Source organism: Nonomuraea sp. NPDC005730 (assembly GCF_040630865.1).
GTDB lineage: Bacteria > Actinomycetota > Actinomycetes > Streptosporangiales > Streptosporangiaceae > Nonomuraea.
Genome location: NZ_JBEXYK010000024.1, coordinates 37700 through 54079 on the forward strand (window position 1 = coordinate 37700; position 16380 = coordinate 54079).

Below are 16380 nucleotides of genomic sequence, written 5' to 3' on the forward strand. Positions count from 1 at the left end.
GGCGTGCAGGCCGCCACCGCACTCGCCGCGCCTCTTGTCTGCATTGGCATGACCTGTCAGCAGCGGACCAAGCTCGCTCGCCCACGACAGTGCCCCTCCGAGCGGAGTCGCCTGTGATCGCGGGTCGATACCCCTCAGAGGCAACGCTCACGATGCTGACTGCCGGGTAGGCCAAGGCCCTGCCTGGCATCCGAAACGCCGCCCATCCTCGGCTACACCGCGACAAACTCAACGGCAACCGCAGCCCATGCCAACGGCAACAGCAGCCCCACAGCCGTTCCCAAGGGCGCCGACGCGGTCGTCACCCTGGCAACATCCGGCGCCCACTACGGCCGATTCGTCAACCGCACAGGCAAAACCCTCTAGCTGACCCCCACCATTAGCCGCAGAGCAACCTGCAACGGACAACCCAGGAAGAGTCCCTCTTGTAGCCCAGGAGCGTGGCGAGTAGGCGATGATCGGCCTGACGCGTGATGTTGGCCGGCGGACTTGATTGCTCCCATGTGACGCGCCACGCCGCGTCTCCCTGCCGGCCCTCGATCACAAACAGGCCGATCAAGCCGGGACGGCAGTCACCCTACCGAAGCACCAACAGGCGCCAGCCAGCACCAGCCCCCTCATTTCAACCCTTACGTTTCCTCATCCTGATCACCTCGGTCAGGCGGAGTTCCAGGCTCGCCAGCACCGGATCTCTCTGCTGTACCGATCCGGCCCCTGCCTCGCGCGCAGCCCCAGCCGAAGAGCCGACGTCGTAAGTCATGACAGCACCAGGATGCACCACAACATCCCTGTTCATGTGGCTGCCGATGCCTTGCGTGGCCTGCACATCCCTGAGCAGACGCCCCCACGTTCCGTCCGCCGCCCAGCGGCGCTGCCGTTTGTAGACGGTGATCCAACATCCGAACCGATCCGGGAGGCTGCGCCAAGGCGACCCGGTTCGCGCCTGGTACAGCACCCCGTTGATCAGCATTCGCTGGTCTCCGTGCCGCCGGCGTCCAATGTCGCCATCAGGCAGCAACGGCACCAGCCGTTCCCACTCCGCATTCGTCAGGTCCGTATGGCGCATTTATTCCTATCCTCGACTGCTTTCTACTCTCACCCGCGTCACCAGGACAATAAGGACGGCCATCGCAAGTCTCCCTCGAATAGCAACATTCAAGGGGTGAAGGAGGCTTGCAATGGCCGCAGGAACCAGTGTGCCTTCTCCGTCATAGCCAGCGCAGCAGATCGGCAAGGATTGGCCAAAATTTCCGAGCAACCGTGACGGGGACGTAGACCATCATCGACCATTCCTCATGACTACCGTCTTGCGCTCAACAGTCACGTGTCACGCGAACAGCCGCTATTTTCGAGACAATGGACAATCTGGCCCAAAGCCTTCTCGGGTGGCCAAGATTGAGCCTTGGTCATGGGCGATCTGTCTCGGAGCCACCGCCTCAGGCTTCCTTGGCGGGCGGATGCAGTTGCGGGTTTCCGTGTTCTGTCAGCCATCGAGAAGGTCAGGGGCCGTGGTCCGTTCTTACTGTCGGCCCCTCGCCCCGCTGAATCCATTCGCCAGAAAGAAAAGCGTGGTCCCGTGCTCTCCGGGATGCGCGGGACCGCGCTTGGGCGAGTCTGTTGGCCGGCCGACGTCTATTACGCCCTCAACTCGTGTCATTAGGCTCTCATGGCCACCTCATGCGTTTCTCCTGGTCGACACCGTCGGAGGAAGGTTACTTTCGGGCCCCCGCGTTCAAACATCCGTCGAGGTCCTGGATGAAGATGATTCACATGGAGATCCGCCTCCAAGCCGCATCCGTAATGATCAGATGGTCGAGGAGACGCAGTCCGACTGTTCGGGCGGCCTCGGCGAGGCGGGCCGTGGCTTCCAGATCGGCCTCGCTGGGATCGAGAGAGCCTCCAGGGTGATTGTGGGCAACGCCGAACATGGCGCCACCGGTGGTGAGCACAAGGGAGATCGTCTCCCGCACGGGCACCGTCGTGTGATCGGCGCCGCCCTCCGTCAACACCGAACGTTTCAGCACGCCACCCCGCGTATCGCACACCACCACAACGAAGCGTTCATGCCCGAGGCCACGCAGTAAGGGTGCGCAGACCTCTGCCAGGTCGGATGTGCTGGCGATGCGCATCCGCGCAGGTTCCGACGCTGCACGCCGTACGAGATGAAAGGCCGCCGCCACCCGCGCGGCCTTGGCCGGCCCTATGCCTCGTAGTCTGAGCAGCCGATGCGGATCAGCGCGCCCGAGTGCATCGAGATCGCCGCAGTGTTCGATGACTTGACTGGCCAGTTCCAGCGCGCTCGCCCCACGGAAGCCGGAGCCGAGCAGGACGGCCAGCAGTTCCCGGTCGGCAAGTACCGCCGCGCCGCTCGACATAAGCCTTTCTCGCGGCCGATCCCGCTCGTGCAGATCTTTGACTCGCATTCGCAACCTCCGCACCCGTTCTATCAACGAGGACCGACAATCTCAGGCTCCGAATTCCAGTCCGATATGGGATGCAGGGAGCTGATATGTCGCGCTTGGGGTGCGTCGATGGCGGCCGTGGGTCGCGAATGCGAGGACGGCCGCCATCGCAATGCCGTGACACGAACCAAGCCAGCAGACGAGTGATCTCGCGTGGCATGGTGCGGGGGATCTTCTCCTGCGCCCTGCGGTTGTCTGGCGGAACACGTGGTTTACCAGCTTCGATGTTGAGCCTGTTGACGGTGGTGGACGCTCAAGGCCCTTGTCCGAGGCGCCTGACGGCGCCGCTTGCGATCCCACCGCAAGCTCTCGACCCCTCTCGTTCGCCTTCGAAAGAGTGACAGAATGCTCGGACATTCGATGTCATGCTAGTAAGGAGAGCCGGAATCTGGGCCAGGCGATTTTTCGTCATCCAAGCCCATAGTTCCGAAAGGTGCATTGATGGCTTCATTGAAATCTCGCTCGCCGAAGCGATGGTTGCCACGCTGATTCCGGTATGGGCAGCGCGGCTCGCTGGTGTCGGTTCGGAGATCTCGCCGATCGCGAGCCATTTGAGCCACACCGAGGCTTCATCCTGGGCATGTTCGCGACACCCGCTGTCGGCAGCTGGGGCGTATGGTCGGCTCAAGTCGCGCTTCGGCTCGTCGCTCGGCTGCTTGCGGTCTTCCAGGTCATCACATCGTCGGTCAGGAAGACGACGCATTCGCGGACATGCCTCGCGCGATGCTGCGGAACGGCGCTCCTGGCCGTCAGCTCAGCCAGCTCACATCCGGGACTTCAGCACGTCGACCTCGCAGCCTGGCGAGAACGGGTCGAAGCCGTGCTCGATCAGCCATCTGATCGCCAGCAGGCTTCGCGAGGACCACCACCCGCGGATCACGTCGAGGTCGACATCGGCCCCGTAGCCGGCGACGACGTCGCCCAAGCGCTCCTCATGTCCGAGCGTCAAGATGGCGAGGTCGAACAGGGCATCACCCTGGCCCGCCTCGGACCAGTCGATCACGCCGGTGACCTCGTCACCGTCGACGAACACGTGCGTGATCTGCAAATCGCCGTGCGTGAACACCGGCTTCCATGGCCGGAGCGCAGCCTCGGCAACCTCACGATTGCGCGTGACCAGGTCGGTTGGAAGGACGCCGTTCGTGACGAGCCACTCGCATTCGGCGTCGAGACGCGATGTGACCTCGTCCAGGCTCTGTCCGGGCCATGGTGGCAGGGGCGCGTCGTGCAGCATCCGTACGGCGGCACCCACCGCGGCCCATGCCGCCGGCGACGCGACAGACGGCTCGCCCAGACGGCCGAGTGCCGTCCCTGGAACAGTGGCGAGCGCGAGGACGGGCGGTTTACGCCACAAAACCTCCGGGGTCGGGATCGGCGCCATGGCCATCGCTTCGACCTCGATGTCGGTGCGCGTCTGATCGGCGTCGATCTTCAGGAACACGTCGCCGGCACGCAGGGTCGCGCGCTCGTTATGCGCGACGACGACCTCGATCTGCTCCACGTCGGCCATCTGCTCCACGTCGGCCATTATCGCGAGGATGACCACTGACGTCGCCAGGTTTTTCGCGTGCGACTGCACGGCTGATCACGTCCCACTGCCCGGAGGCCTGTGCAGGACACTGACCACTGACGGATCAAGAAGGTGAGGCGTTCCTCACCTGGAGGCGCAAGTCGCGATCAACGGCGGATCGCCCAGCTTGATCTACGAACAGTGAAGCCTGTGCAGTGGCGTGGACGCCCGTCGCCAAGGCTGATCGGAAGCAGGTGAGAATCCTGGTCCGCAGCTCAGGCTTCCAAGGAGCTCTCGACCTGGTCTGACGCGAACTCCTATGCCGAGGGCGTAGGTGATCTGCTGCCGGAAGAGAAGTTGTTATGTTCCGAGTGCAGGGAGATCGCTTTCGGAGCCTCATGGCGCGTCTTACCGCATCCTCCGGCCAGATCAGTAGGCGGATTGCGCTCGGCCTTGTGGGTCTTTCGGTTCCTTGAGGTATCCCTTCCCAGGGGACCTTTGTATGGGTACGTGAGGCTCCAGGCGGCGAGGCGCGGCGCCACCCGGAGCCCAAACCGGTCAGACGGGCATGCTGTACATCACTCTGAAGCGGTCACCTGGAATGACGATGTCGCTGGTCTCGACAGGACGTTCGCCTGCCCAGTGCGTACGTTCGACATGCAGAACGTGAACCCCTGCCGCCAGATCGAGCGCATCGCTCTCGGCCGGTTGAGGCACCCGGGTGTGGATGCTCTCGACGACCTCAGTGATCTTTATGCCGTGCGCGTACATCCTCGCGACCAAGCTGCGGCGTTCCTCCTCGGTGTGGGCGACGAACGCCATCGGCTCGTAGGCGGTGACAAGTTGGATCGGCTTACCGTCGCCCCGAAAGACGTAGTGCGTTCTGGTCAGCGTGGAATGTTCGTCGATGCGTAGACGTCTGGCGATGTCGGGGCTGGCGTCAGCCGGTTCGCTGTGCCAATCCCACGTCACGCGCCTGCCTTGGGACTGCAGGTCGGACGCGAACGGCGCGGGGTGGTCCAGGAAGCGCCATCGATGCAAGGGGGTCAAATTTGGACGGTCCCTGACGTAATGGCCTGAACCGACACGGCCGATGATGAGACCCTCACCCGCGAGCACACGTAGAGCGTGACGGGCAGCGGTCTCACCGACCTGATACTTACGGGTCAGTTGCGCCCGTGAGGGAATGGGCGCGCCTGGGGGGAGGGTGCCGTCGAGGATCTGCCGCCGGATGTCTTCGACGACACGCAGGTAGACCGGATCTGAGGTGGCCACTAGTCCATCCCTGGGGGTTCGTGTGAGGCGTTGCCCCATGTTGCCGTATTCGACAGGTAACCGACCGTCATCGATGACTGCTGGAGCCCCAACTTTGCGATGGCGAAAAATTATCGGAGAAACCCAGTAACGCTGATGTAAGGGACACCGATTCTCCGGTAGAGGTCGTCGATGTGTGTACCCCCGAGCACATATCGGCGGCCTCTTCCAATGCGCGCCCCTCGAGTGCAGCCGTCGAGGCATGCTTGCGCAGCTCATTCGGTCCGTTGAGCTCCGGTTCCTGCCTTTTCATGGCATGTCGCAACCACCCTGCCGGATCCACGGCTGGGGGCGCGCCGACAGCGGAGCGCTGAGAGAAGAACCTGTCGAATGGGAACGAGAACAGCGCCAAGCCGCCCTGTCCATGCACCCGACTGCCGTGACAGCAACAACCACGCGTGCTCGCTGACGCGGAGAGTGACGGGCGGAACGGGGCGCACGTGATCAGCCACTGCAACAGTCCCAGCTGTGGGTGCTCTGCGGCCGAGAGGGCAGCGCCAAGGAGAACCCCCGTACCTCCAGGGCCGTCATAACCGTCCCTCAGCACCCGCAAGGTCGTCGGCACCCGCAGGGCCATCAGCGCCTGGAGAGCTATCGGTGCCTGGAGCGCCGTCAGTGCCTGGAGAGCGGTCAGCGCCGACAGAAGTTGTCAGTCGGCGGGGTTCCCCGCGGCTCAGTGCTCTCGCCGAGGGGTTGTGGAGCGGTGCAGCGTTGGAGCGCCGCTCTGATTGGTGGCTGGCGACAGCGGCTGCATTTCGTGACGCATACCTCATGAGAGGCGGTCAGCATCAGGCTGAGTGGTCTTCTGATATCCCGAAGAAGTGGCCGTGTTGTAGAGGGCCACCTTCTCCCTAGGTTGTGAGCTTCCGTCTTCGTCCTAGTCGTCGGCCCGGTCCATCCTGTGGGCCCGGCTGTCTGAGGCCGTGCCCGTAAGGAGACCATGTGATCAGCGTTGGCAAGCTCATGCCGTCCGACCGAGACGCCTGGGAGAGCTTGTTCCGGGCGTACATCGACTTCTATCAGCGAGTCGAACCGGACGAGATGTACGGACGGGCCTGGCAGGAGTTCCAGGCAGACACTCGGATGCACGCCCTCGGCGCGAGACTGGACGGGCGGCTCGTCGGCATCACCCACTTCCTGGTCCATGCCAGCACCTCGGCCCCTGACGCCGACGTCTGCTATCTCCAGGATCTGTTCACCGCTCCCGATGTGCGGGGCAGGGGAGTGGGACGCAAACTGATCGAGGCTGTCGCGGACTGGGCTCGGGATGGCGGCTGCTCCCGTGTCTACTGGAACACCCACGAATCGAACAGCACCGCGCGCCGTCTCTACGACAAGGTGGCCGAGAACAGGGGCTTCATCAGGTACCAGATCGAACTGTCCCGGTAGGGGCGCCGGGCGGTGGCTGATCTTCCCTTTTCGGTCCCGTCCAAGGAAAGGCTGGTGTGGAGGGAGATGATGGGGACTCGGCTGCCGGCGGGGTGATCGCGAGCGAAGTAGATCGGGTTACCCCGCGCAGTCATCCTTGTCACCTTGCTCCTCCAAATGCCTGCGAATGAGGGCAAATCGCTCCGTCGGGCGGGCAAAGCGGGGTGGCGACGTCCAACGTTTTTCCGAATCCAGGTAGCGTTCGCACTATGGCATCGCCAACTGGAACCGCCGAAGCGCCCTTCGGTCGCATGCTGACCGCGATGGTCACGCCGTTCACCTCTGACGGCGACGTCGACTACGAAGGCGTACGACGCCTGGCCACCTACCTGGTGGACGAGCAGCGCAACGATGGCCTGATCGTCAATGGGACGACAGGCGAGTCGCCCACCACCTCGGACGATGAGAAGCGACGAATCGTCGGCGCCGTCCTGGAGGCCGTTGGCGACCGCGCCACCGTAGTGGCGGGAGTGGGGACGAATGACACCCGCCACACCGTCAAGCTCGCGAAGCAGGCGGCGGAGGTGGGCGCCCACGCGCTGCTGGTGGTGACTCCCTACTACAACAAGCCCCCGCAAGAGGGGCTCTACCAGCACTTCACCCTCGTGGCCGACGCCACCGAGCTCCCGGTGATGCTCTACGACATCCCTGGGCGCAGCGGCGTGCCGATCAAGACCGAGACGTTGATCCGTCTGGCGCAGCACGACCGCATCGTGGCCGTCAAGGACGCAAAGGGCGACCTGTTCGCCGCCAGCCAGGTCATGACGGCGACCGATCTCGTCTTCTACTCCGGCGATGACCTGCTCAACCTGGCCTGGCTGTCCCTCGGCGCCGCAGGGTTCGTCAGCGTCGTCGGACATGTCGTGGGCTCCGAACTGGCTCGCATGATCGAGTTGCACAGGAGCGGCGACGTGAAGCAAGCGCTGGAGGTACACGGCCAGGTGGCCCCTGTAGTGGACGGGATCATGCTGAAGGCCGGTGGCGCGATCATGGCAAAGGCGGCGCTGAGCTTGGTGGGTGTGCCGGCGGGACCGGTACGTCTGCCGCTCGTGGCCGCGACAGAGAAGCAAATCGCCGAGCTGCGCGCTTGCCTGGTAGCCGGCGGGGTGAAGTTGACAGACGCATAGGAACGGGGAGGAACCGGGAGTTTTGAGAACACGATTTGACCATGGGGGCCGGGCATGAGCCATCCGCATCCTGAGCTTGGCCCCCCGCCGGAGCTGCCTTACGGCGGCCTGCGCATCGTCGCGCTCGGCGGGTTGGGGGAGATCGGCAGGAACATGGCCGTCTTCGAATACGACGGCCGACTGCTGATCGTCGACTGCGGGGTGTTGTTCCCCGAGCCCGATCAGCCGGGCGTCGACCTGATCCTGCCCGACTTCGAATACATCAGGGACAGGCTCGACGACATCGAAGCCGTCGTGCTGACCCACGCCCACGAGGACCACATCGGGGCGGTACCTTACCTTCTGCGCGAGCGGCGCAACATTCCGCTCATCGGATCCAGGCTCACCTTGGCCCTGATCGAGGCCAAGCTGACCGAGCACCGGATCCAGCCGACCAAGGTCGAGGTCGTCGAGGGCGAACGGCACACCTTCGGGCCCTTCGACTGCGAGTTCCTCGCGGTGAACCACTCGATCCCCGACGCGCTGGCCGTGGCGATCAGGACGCCCGCCGGCATCGTCCTGCACACCGGCGACTTCCGCATGGACCAGTTGCCGAGCGACGGCCGGCTCACCGACCTCGGCGGCTTCGCCAGGCTCGGCACCGAGGGCGTCGACCTGCTGATGTCGGACTCCACCAACGCCGAGGTGCCGGGCTTCGTCACCAGTGAGCGGGAGATCGGGCCGGTCATCGACGAGGTGATCCGCACCTCCGAGCAGCGCGTGATCGTGGCGAGCTTCGCCTCGCACGTGCACCGCATTCAGCAGGTGATGGATGCCGCGGCCAGGCACGGCCGCAAGGTCGCCCTGGTGGGCCGATCGATGGTCCGGAACATGGGCGTCGCTCGTGATCTGGGCTACCTCAAGGTGCCGCCGGAGTTGATCGTCGACTCGCGCGACATCGAGCAGTGGCCGCCGGAAGACGTGGTGCTGGTCTGCACCGGTTCTCAGGGCGAGCCCATGGCGGCGCTGTCGAGGATGGCCAATCGCGATCATCCGATCCGCATCGCCGACGGTGACACCGTGTTGCTGGCGTCGTCGCTGGTGCCGGGGAACGAGACCGCGGTCAACAAGGTGATCAACGGACTCACCAGGTGGGGCGCTCGTGTCGTGCACAAGGGCAACGCCAAGGTGCACGTCTCCGGCCACGCGGCCGCGGGCGAGCTCCTTTACGTCCTCAACCTGACTCGCCCCTCGAACTTCATGCCGGTTCACGGCGAATGGCGGCACCTGCGGGCGCACGCCAAGCTCGCCGCGCTCACCGGTGTTCCCGACGACCACATCGTGATCGCCGAGGACGGCGTCGTGGTGGACCTGGTCGACGGCAGAGCGAGGATCGTGGGAGCGGTTCACGCCGGGTACGTCTATGTCGACGGCACCTCGGTGGGCGAGATCACCGACACCTCGCTGAAGGACCGCAGGATTCTCGGCGACGAAGGGTTCATCTCGGTGGTCGTCGTGGTCGACTCCGCCACCGGCAAGCTCACCGCCGGCCCGGAGATCCACGCACGAGGATCCGGCATCGATCCGGCGCAGTTCGAGGAGTTCATTCCGCAGATCGAAAGAGCTCTTCAGGACAAGGCCGCGGATGGCGTGGTCGACATGCAGGAGATCCGCCGGGTCGTGCGCCGCACGGTCGGCCGTTGGGTCAGCGACACTTACCGCCGCCGACCCATGATCATTCCCGTCGTGGTCGAAGTCTGAGCCACTGAGCGGTACGGCAGGCACCTGAGCCTGCCGTACCCGCAGTTGGGGAACGAGACGGCGGAGGATGCCTCTCAACAAGGTCCATGGGGCGGGCATCTCAAGCGTCCCTCCTGCGTATGAGCCAGATGGCGGTCAGCAGGGGAAGAAACGCGTACAACACCAGTACGGTGGCGGCCGCAGGCGGAGACAGAAGTGACCCGTACACCGACGTGGTGATGATGTCGCCGGTGATCTCGCGGGGAAGCGCGCCGATCATGATCGAGCCCAGCCGTTCACTCCAGGGCTCCGGGATGTTGCCCACGATCATCGGGATCACATAGATCAGCCCCACCAACAAGGCGATCGCACCGGTGGCGGATCGCAGAAGCGCGCCCAATCCCAAGCCAAGCAGCGCGAAGACCACAACCGTGGAACTGGTGACGAGCAGGAACGGAAGCCTGTCCGCGAACGAGGTCAGATATACGCCGGAGAATCGGTCGCCAAGCACCCAACGTGAGACGAAATACGTCCCGAACACCGCCACCGGGCCAATGACCAAGCTCAATGCCCCGATTACGGCGGCCTTCGCAGTGAGAAGCGGCCATCTGCGGGGGATGGCCGTCAGACTCGTCCTGATCAAGCCGGTGGTGTATTCAGATGTGACGGCCAACGTGCCCAGGACGCCCATGCAGAGCTGCGGCACGATCACCAGAACCTCCTCCAGATCCGCTATCCGGGCAGTCGGACGCTGCTCCGCAGGGGCGTCGTCGTACATGCCGGCCGCCATGGAGGCCAAGGCAAGGCCCAGAAGGATCGTGCCGAGACTGATGCCGACGATGAGATAAGAAGAGCGGACCGAACGGACCTTCAGCCACTCTGAGGTAAGAACACTCATACGTCCCTCCGTTTGAGCAAGATGAAACCGGCAACGAGCGCGATCAACGGGTAGGCCAGGAGGACCAGGAGCGCGGCCCAAGGCGGAAGAAGGCCGTCTCCGAGCCGGGCCGAGAGGCGGTCGCCGACCAGTTGGGGAACCAGGTTCGGCAGCAGCAGTGATGCGGCACGCGTGTTCCACGGCGCAGGTAGGTATACGACAACACCGGGCAGGACGAACAGCAGAACCACGACCGAGATGAGCGCGCCAGCCGTCGACCGCGTGGCCATGCCCAGGCCGAGCCCCACCAGAGCCAGCGCAGTCACCGAGATCCCCGCGGCCAACAGCATCGGCACGTCGTCGGCCAGCGAAGTCTCGTTGAAGCCCAGCCGGTGGTCGTGGGCGATCAGACGGCTCGCCGAATAGGTGACCAGAAGGATGACGTGAGCCGCTGTCAACGTAGCCAGGCCGACGACGACGGCCTTGGCCAGAAGTAAGGTGCCGCGCCGCGGAACGACGGTAAGACTGGCGCGAATCATTCCTGTCGCGTATTCGGACGTGACCGCCAGTACGCCGAGCACGGTGAGGCTCATCTGAAGGAGCGGCAGTAGCCCTTGTTCCGGCGCGGCTGCCTGCAGCGTCCCTCGATCTTCGGCGAGGTCGTTGACATAGAGCGTCCAGAACACGCCGAGCACCGCCATGAGAGCCGCCGCACCCATGGCATGCCAGGTGGAAGTCGCTGACCGGAGCTTCAGCCATTCGGCCAGCAGGGCCATCCTCATCTCGCCGCCCCGAACTGGACGCTGCTCGCCGTCAGAGCCATATAGGCGTCTTCCAGCGAGGGATAGCGCGCCGTCAGTTCGTTGACCGTGGTGTGCGCTACCAACCGCCCCCGGCCGAGGATCACGATGCGTTCAGCGGTCAAGGCCATCTCGCTCATCAGATGACTGGAGAGCAGGACGGTCCTGCCCTCGGCGGCCAGTGACCGCATCAGGTCGCGGATCCAGCGCACCCCGTCGGGATCGAGGCCGTTGACGGGCTCGTCGAACAGCAGCACACCAGGATCGCCGAGCAGCGCAGCGGCGATGCCGAGTCGCTGCTTCATGCCGAGGGAGAAGCCGGCCACGCGTTTTCGTGCCACACTCGCCAACCCGACCTGCTCAAGCACCTCGGCCACGCGTGTGGCACCGATGCCGTTGGTGGTGGCCAGGCAGAGCAGATGGTTGTAGGCGCTGCGCCCGCCATGGACCGCACTCGCGTCGAGCAGCGCCCCCACCTTGAACATGGGCTTGCGCAAGGAGGCATATCGTCGGCCTTCGACCAGCGCCTGGCCGGAGGTCGGCGCGTCCAGGCCGAGGATCAGGCGCAGCGTGGTGGATTTGCCGGCGCCGTTGGGGCCGAGGAAACCCGTCACATGGCCCGGCTCGACCTTGAAGGACAGATCGTCCACGGCGAGCGTGTCGTTGTAGCGCTTGGTGAGGTGCTGAAGTTCGATCACGCTGAAGAAGATGCAGCATGCCGGGCCGGCGGCGCATCAGACCACGGTTCGAACTTCAAGGTCAGACCCTGGGCTGACGTGCTCAGCTCGGCGAGAGGCTACCGTTCAACGCGTGAACGAGAACCATCCCTTCTTCGCCAGGCGTTGGAGCCGCGGTCAGCTGATCGTGCTCGATCTGGTGGCGGGGCTGGGGTTCGCGTTCGTGTTCGTCACAGCGGCGGTCACCGCGCCCGGGGTGCCACCGTGGTTGAAGATCGCCCTCCCGTTCGCGCTGGGCCTGCCTTTGGCGGTGCGAAGGCTGTGGCCTCTGCCTGTCTTCTGTTTCACGCTGACGCTCGCCATCTTCGCAGTTGCAGCTGACGTGGTGGGATACGCCTGCATCGCACCCGCTTACGCGATCTATATCGTGGCGATGTCCGACAGGTTCGGGGCCGTGCTGCCGTCCTCGGCCATCGGTGTGGTCAGCATGATCAGTGTGTTGGGACTGGTGGTCGCAGGTGGCGCGCCGCGCGGGGGCACGCCTGCTTGGCTCGTGCACATCGATCGACCGCTGGTCGGCATCGCGGCGCTCGGCGGAGCCTGGACCATAGGGCGGGCCGTCCGGGAACGCAGGTTGTACGCCGCTCGTGAGGCCGGGCGAATGGCCGAGCATGCAGTGACGCAGGAACGGTTACGCATCGCGCGGGAACTGCACGATGTCGTGACTCACAGCGTGGGATTGATCGCGGTAAAGGCGGGTGTGGCCAATCACGTGCTGGCGACCAGGCCGGAAGAAGCACACGACGCCTTGCGTGTGATCGAGACCGCCAGCCGGGGTGCTCTGGTGGAGATGCGTCATCTTCTAGGCATGCTGCGTTCGACCCAACTGCCAGATCTCGTCCCCGTTCCGGGTATCGCGGGCCTGGAGGGTTTGGTGGAGCAGGCCAGGCAAGCTGGGGTCGAGGTCGAGCTTGATCTCCGGATCGGTGGAGATGAGGCCGGCCAGGAAAGGACGGGGCTGCGGGGTAAAGCTGGAGACACGCCACTGGGGCGGCCAAGAACGGGGCCTCGCGAAGTAGGAGGGCCTCTTGACGGGGCACAGGCCATGCGTTGGGACGATGACCATGCCTCGGATGAAGGCCTGTTCGGGGGAGTCGTCGCCGCGCATGGAGTGGGGGAACAACGAGAAGGTGGTGCGGCGGAGGGAAGACGGTTGCCCGATGGCGTGGAGTTGTCCGTCTATCGCATCGTGCAGGAGGCACTCACGAACGTGGTCAAGCATGCCTCACCTACTCGCTGTCAGGTCTCTGTCATAACGGATGGGGGCGAGGTGCGGATCGAGGTGGTGGACGAGGGCCCAGCAAGGCGTGTGTCGCCCGGAGGCGGCTCCGGCCACGGACTGATCGGGATGCGGGAGCGGGTCATGATGTACGGCGGAGTCCTTGAAGCGGGAAGTCTGCCTCGACGAGGATTCCGCGTCTTCGCGCGTCTGCCGTATCAGGAGGTCTCGTGATCAAGGTGGTCGTTGCTGACGATCAAGCTCTGCTCAGGGGGAGCTTCACGATGCTGGTCGACTCCGAGCCTGACATGACAGTGGTGGGCGAGGCATCAACCGGTGCTGAAGCAGTGGCAGTCGTCTTGGAGCATCGACCCGATGTGGTGCTGATGGATGTTCGTATGCCGGACATGGATGGCATTGAGGCGACTCGGCGTATCGGGGATGTCTCGCGGGTTCTCGTGGTGACGATGTTCGATCTGGATGCATATGTCTACGACGCACTTCGGGCCGGTGCGAGTGGGTTTCTACTTAAGGACACGCCGCCTGCGGACCTGCTCGCTGCCGTTCGTGTGGTTGCGAGCGGTGAGGCTTTGCTGGCGCCAACGGTGACGCGACGCTTGATCGAGGAGTTCACGAAGACCCCAGTGGCGCAGCGGCCACAGGGGCTGGACAGGGTGACGGAACGAGAGAGGGAAGTGCTGCTGCTGATCGCTCGTGGGCTGTCCAATGGGGAGATCGCTGACCATTTGCGGTTGAGCTTGGCCACCATCAAGACGCATATCGGCCGCTTGCGTGCGAAGTTGGACGCTCGTGACAGAGCACAGTTGGTTATCGCGGCCTACGAAAGTGGGCTGGTTTCCGCAAGACCGTGATGCAACAGGGGCTGGATCGCCCCCTGCTCAGTGTTTTCTCTGGTCGTCGGGGATCTTCGCAAGATGCGGATTCCGCAAGGCCGGAGGACGGGACTTGTGGGAAGCCGATTTGTGCGTATCGGAACGGTTGCTTGCCGCCGGTCGTCTGGAGGTGAGGAAGTGAGTACTCCAGTCGCACTTCGTACTCTGGGTCTGTTGGAGGGGCGGGCGGACTTCTGGCGGCGGGTTCAGGCCGCTGCGGGAGCCATCAACTGTTGGATGCGTGGCAATCGAGCTTGATCGATTCCCGGCTGCTTAGGGCCTTATCCGGGGCGAAGGGTGGACCGTAGTCACGATCAGGCTCGATCATGGCTACGCCGTGAAGACGTGACCGATCAGGCTCCGTCATGGCTACGCCGTGAAGACGTGGGCGACGGCTCCGCTGCTGGAGGCGCTCTCGCTTTTGGCTTCAGGGTTGGCGTTGCCAGGGGCGATTCGCGTCATCCGCGCCTGGGACGGCGGATTGGACCAGGAGGTGTGTTCGTCGACCAAGCCGGCATCGACCAGCGACAGGGGGAATCGTGTTCCGCCGTGAGCGAGCCGGTGTCATCCGGAGGGGTTCCGCTGGAGCCGGGTGATGTAGGTCCTTGGGTGTCCCAGGCATGCCCGCTCCGGAGAGGTGCGGCTGGAGTCGTTGGCCGTTGGCTTGAGGGGGGCAGGATGCCAGGCGGCGGCGAGCAGCGGCCGGCGCGGACAGGCAGTCGGCGCCGGCCGCCCTCGGCAGCCAGGGGTCGGCGCAAGCAGCATGGGGTGCGTACTGAGGGTGGACATGCTGAGGCGCGTTACATGCTCAGTTTGACTGTGATGAAGGCGGTTGTCCCTTCGGGGAGGAGGGGACTTGGTGCCCGCTCGCCGTCTTCTCGCCTGCTGGGGGCAGCGCTTGCGTAGCTCGTGGATCTTCGGTGTGGACATCGCTGGCGGGTTCGTATGGAAGTGCCCGATCCGAAGGGGCGGCCCGCGCGGGCACAGGTGTAGGGGTTGTGCTCGCGCGGGCCGGAGATGGAGGAACCGGTAGGTGCCCGCGCGGGCAAAATGGAGGGGGATTCTAAGTGCCCGCGCGGGTGTCTATGGGATCCGATATCGGATCGATCTGTCCTACTTCGAACAGGCTGGTGGGGAAACTGTTCAGTGTTTCGGCTTGCTCAGGGTGAAGATTACTAGCCGGTGGCCTAGTTGTGGGAGCGAATTCTTATCTTGATGCTGGCGGAATGGTGAAGGTGGACGGTTCGGGGGTGGCGAATTAACTGCCTTCTTTGCGTGTTATGAGGAATTGCTGCAGATTTGAGGAGATTGTCTAGTGGGGTTTGTGTCTTTTTGAGGGCCATAGGTTGCGTGGGTTGGAGGGAGGGCGGTGCTCTACGGAGGGGTGGGGTCCTCTGTGGCTTGTGCTTCCGCCAGGACTCGTGCCCACGTCCCGTCCTCGGTCCAGCGTTTGTGCCGTTCGTAGCAGGTTTGCCAGGGGCTATAGCATTTGGGCATATCTCGCCAGGCCGATCCGGTCTCAAAACGCCACAGGATTCCGTTCACTACTTGCCGATGTCCACGCCGCGGGCGGCCAGGGCTTGCGGCAGTTGGGAGTAGGGGGGCGATCCGGTCCCATGCTTTATCGGTCAAGTCGCGCGTGTTGCCACGGCTCACTATTTAAGCGGGATTCGAGAAGAGTGGTAAGGGGCTCCTTGGGGCGTTCTTTGATTGGGGGTGTGTGATCGGGGGCGGGAACGGTGAAAAGCCCGACTATGTGGGCGGTAGGTCGCCAATTATCAAGGCTGATGTTGTTTGTGGGCATGCGGGGACTTGGTGGTATATGGGGTGCGGTTGCAGGAGTTCCTCGTGGCTCGATTGAAGTGCGTACGAGTAAAGGTGGAATGCGCTGGCTGAGCGTGTTGAAGGGGATGCGCTCCTGCTGATGCATGATGGGCTCTGTTCTGATGAGGGCGTGACTGCTCAGATCGAGGCGACTTTCCGGCGTGGGGAGAGCGTGGCGGCCTTGGTATAGCGCGAGGGAGCTGGCGCTGGATCGGTTGGGAGTGCAGGGCGCTCGTCGTTGTTGTCTGCACTTCGGAAGTCTGAGTGCGCTCGGTGCGCACTAGAAGTCGTGTTCGAGCTGTGTTTCTGGTTCAAGTTCAAGTCCCTCGGTGGTCTCGGGTGGTGGCTGATCAGGAATGGCCGCTGATGGCTGGCTTGTCTCCGTGAGTTGGTCAGGGGAACGTTCGTTGACTCTCGGGTGGCAGCGTTGAGTGGTTTGAGGTCTGTGCTGTGCGGCGTACCGGAGGGCT

Annotated in this window: 12 protein-coding genes and 1 pseudogene; 5 read left to right on the forward strand and 8 right to left on the reverse strand. The window is 64.0% G+C overall.

Annotation, left to right across the window (positions count from 1 at the left end; translation table 11 throughout):
• Window positions 1–622: 622 nt before the first annotated feature.
• From ABZ444_RS25955 to ABZ444_RS25970, 4 genes are all read right to left on the reverse strand, one after another.
• Window positions 623–1066 (reverse strand): transposase, encoded by a 444-nt coding sequence (locus ABZ444_RS25955; RefSeq protein WP_358001780.1) that lies wholly within the window; start codon window positions 1064–1066, stop codon window positions 623–625.
• A gap of 700 nt (window positions 1067–1766) precedes the next feature.
• Window positions 1767–2423, reverse strand: a complete 657-nt coding sequence (gene radC / locus ABZ444_RS25960) for a DNA repair protein RadC (protein ID WP_358001783.1) — start codon at window positions 2421–2423, stop codon at window positions 1767–1769.
• Between the two features lie 802 nt (window positions 2424–3225).
• Window positions 3226–3990, reverse strand: a complete 765-nt coding sequence (locus ABZ444_RS25965; RefSeq protein ID WP_358001786.1) for a phosphotransferase — start codon at window positions 3988–3990, stop codon at window positions 3226–3228.
• Between the two features lie 540 nt (window positions 3991–4530).
• Window positions 4531–5247 carry a GntR family transcriptional regulator gene (locus ABZ444_RS25970; RefSeq protein ID WP_352320788.1) on the reverse strand — a complete coding sequence of 239 codons (717 nt, stop codon included), beginning with the start codon at window positions 5245–5247 and terminating at the stop codon, window positions 4531–4533.
• Window positions 5248–6228: 981 nt separating this feature from the next.
• On the opposite strand from ABZ444_RS25970, the gene ABZ444_RS25975 reads away from it, so the two are divergent.
• The 3 genes from ABZ444_RS25975 (at window position 6229) to ABZ444_RS25985 (ending at window position 9581) form a co-directional block, all read left to right on the forward strand.
• On the forward strand, window positions 6229–6675 hold the full coding sequence (locus ABZ444_RS25975) for a GNAT family N-acetyltransferase (RefSeq protein ID WP_358001789.1): 447 nt from the start codon (window positions 6229–6231) through the stop codon (window positions 6673–6675).
• Window positions 6676–6923: 248 nt separating this feature from the next.
• Window positions 6924–7841, forward strand: coding sequence for a 4-hydroxy-tetrahydrodipicolinate synthase (gene dapA / locus ABZ444_RS25980; protein ID WP_358001792.1), 918 nt, complete (start codon window positions 6924–6926; stop codon window positions 7839–7841).
• A 54-nt stretch (window positions 7842–7895) separates the two neighbouring features.
• Window positions 7896–9581 carry a ribonuclease J gene (locus ABZ444_RS25985; protein WP_358001795.1) on the forward strand — a complete coding sequence of 562 codons (1686 nt, stop codon included), beginning with the start codon at window positions 7896–7898 and terminating at the stop codon, window positions 9579–9581.
• A gap of 100 nt (window positions 9582–9681) precedes the next feature.
• Here the strand turns inward: ABZ444_RS25985 and ABZ444_RS25990 are convergent, their stop codons facing one another.
• Genes ABZ444_RS25990 through ABZ444_RS26000 form a run of 3 tightly spaced genes read right to left on the reverse strand, consistent with a single transcriptional unit; the run spans window position 9682 to window position 11935 of the window.
• The gene (locus ABZ444_RS25990; protein WP_358001798.1) at window positions 9682–10458 is read right to left on the reverse strand and encodes an ABC transporter permease subunit; all 777 of its coding nucleotides are present in this window, start codon (window positions 10456–10458) and stop codon (window positions 9682–9684) included.
• Window positions 10455–11213, reverse strand: coding sequence for an ABC transporter permease (locus tag ABZ444_RS25995; protein WP_358001801.1), 759 nt, complete (start codon window positions 11211–11213; stop codon window positions 10455–10457). The genes ABZ444_RS25990 and ABZ444_RS25995 overlap by 4 nt, the downstream gene beginning before the upstream one ends.
• Before the next feature lie 2 nt (window positions 11214–11215).
• On the reverse strand, window positions 11216–11935 hold the full coding sequence (locus ABZ444_RS26000) for an ATP-binding cassette domain-containing protein (RefSeq protein ID WP_358001804.1): 720 nt from the start codon (window positions 11933–11935) through the stop codon (window positions 11216–11218).
• Window positions 11936–12047: 112 nt separating this feature from the next.
• On the opposite strand from ABZ444_RS26000, the gene ABZ444_RS26005 reads away from it, so the two are divergent.
• Together ABZ444_RS26005 and ABZ444_RS26010 are read left to right on the forward strand one after the other, a co-directional pair.
• Window positions 12048–13427 (forward strand): histidine kinase, encoded by a 1380-nt coding sequence (locus ABZ444_RS26005; RefSeq protein WP_358001807.1) that lies wholly within the window; start codon window positions 12048–12050, stop codon window positions 13425–13427.
• Window positions 13424–14065 (forward strand): response regulator transcription factor, encoded by a 642-nt coding sequence (locus ABZ444_RS26010; RefSeq protein ID WP_358001810.1) that lies wholly within the window; start codon window positions 13424–13426, stop codon window positions 14063–14065. The genes ABZ444_RS26005 and ABZ444_RS26010 overlap by 4 nt, the downstream gene beginning before the upstream one ends.
• A gap of 1431 nt (window positions 14066–15496) precedes the next feature.
• Here ABZ444_RS26010 and ABZ444_RS26015 read toward each other — a convergent pair.
• Window positions 15497–15745: pseudogene (locus tag ABZ444_RS26015) on the reverse strand (transposase); the annotation flags it as partial.
• Window positions 15746–16380: the final 635 nt, after the last annotated feature.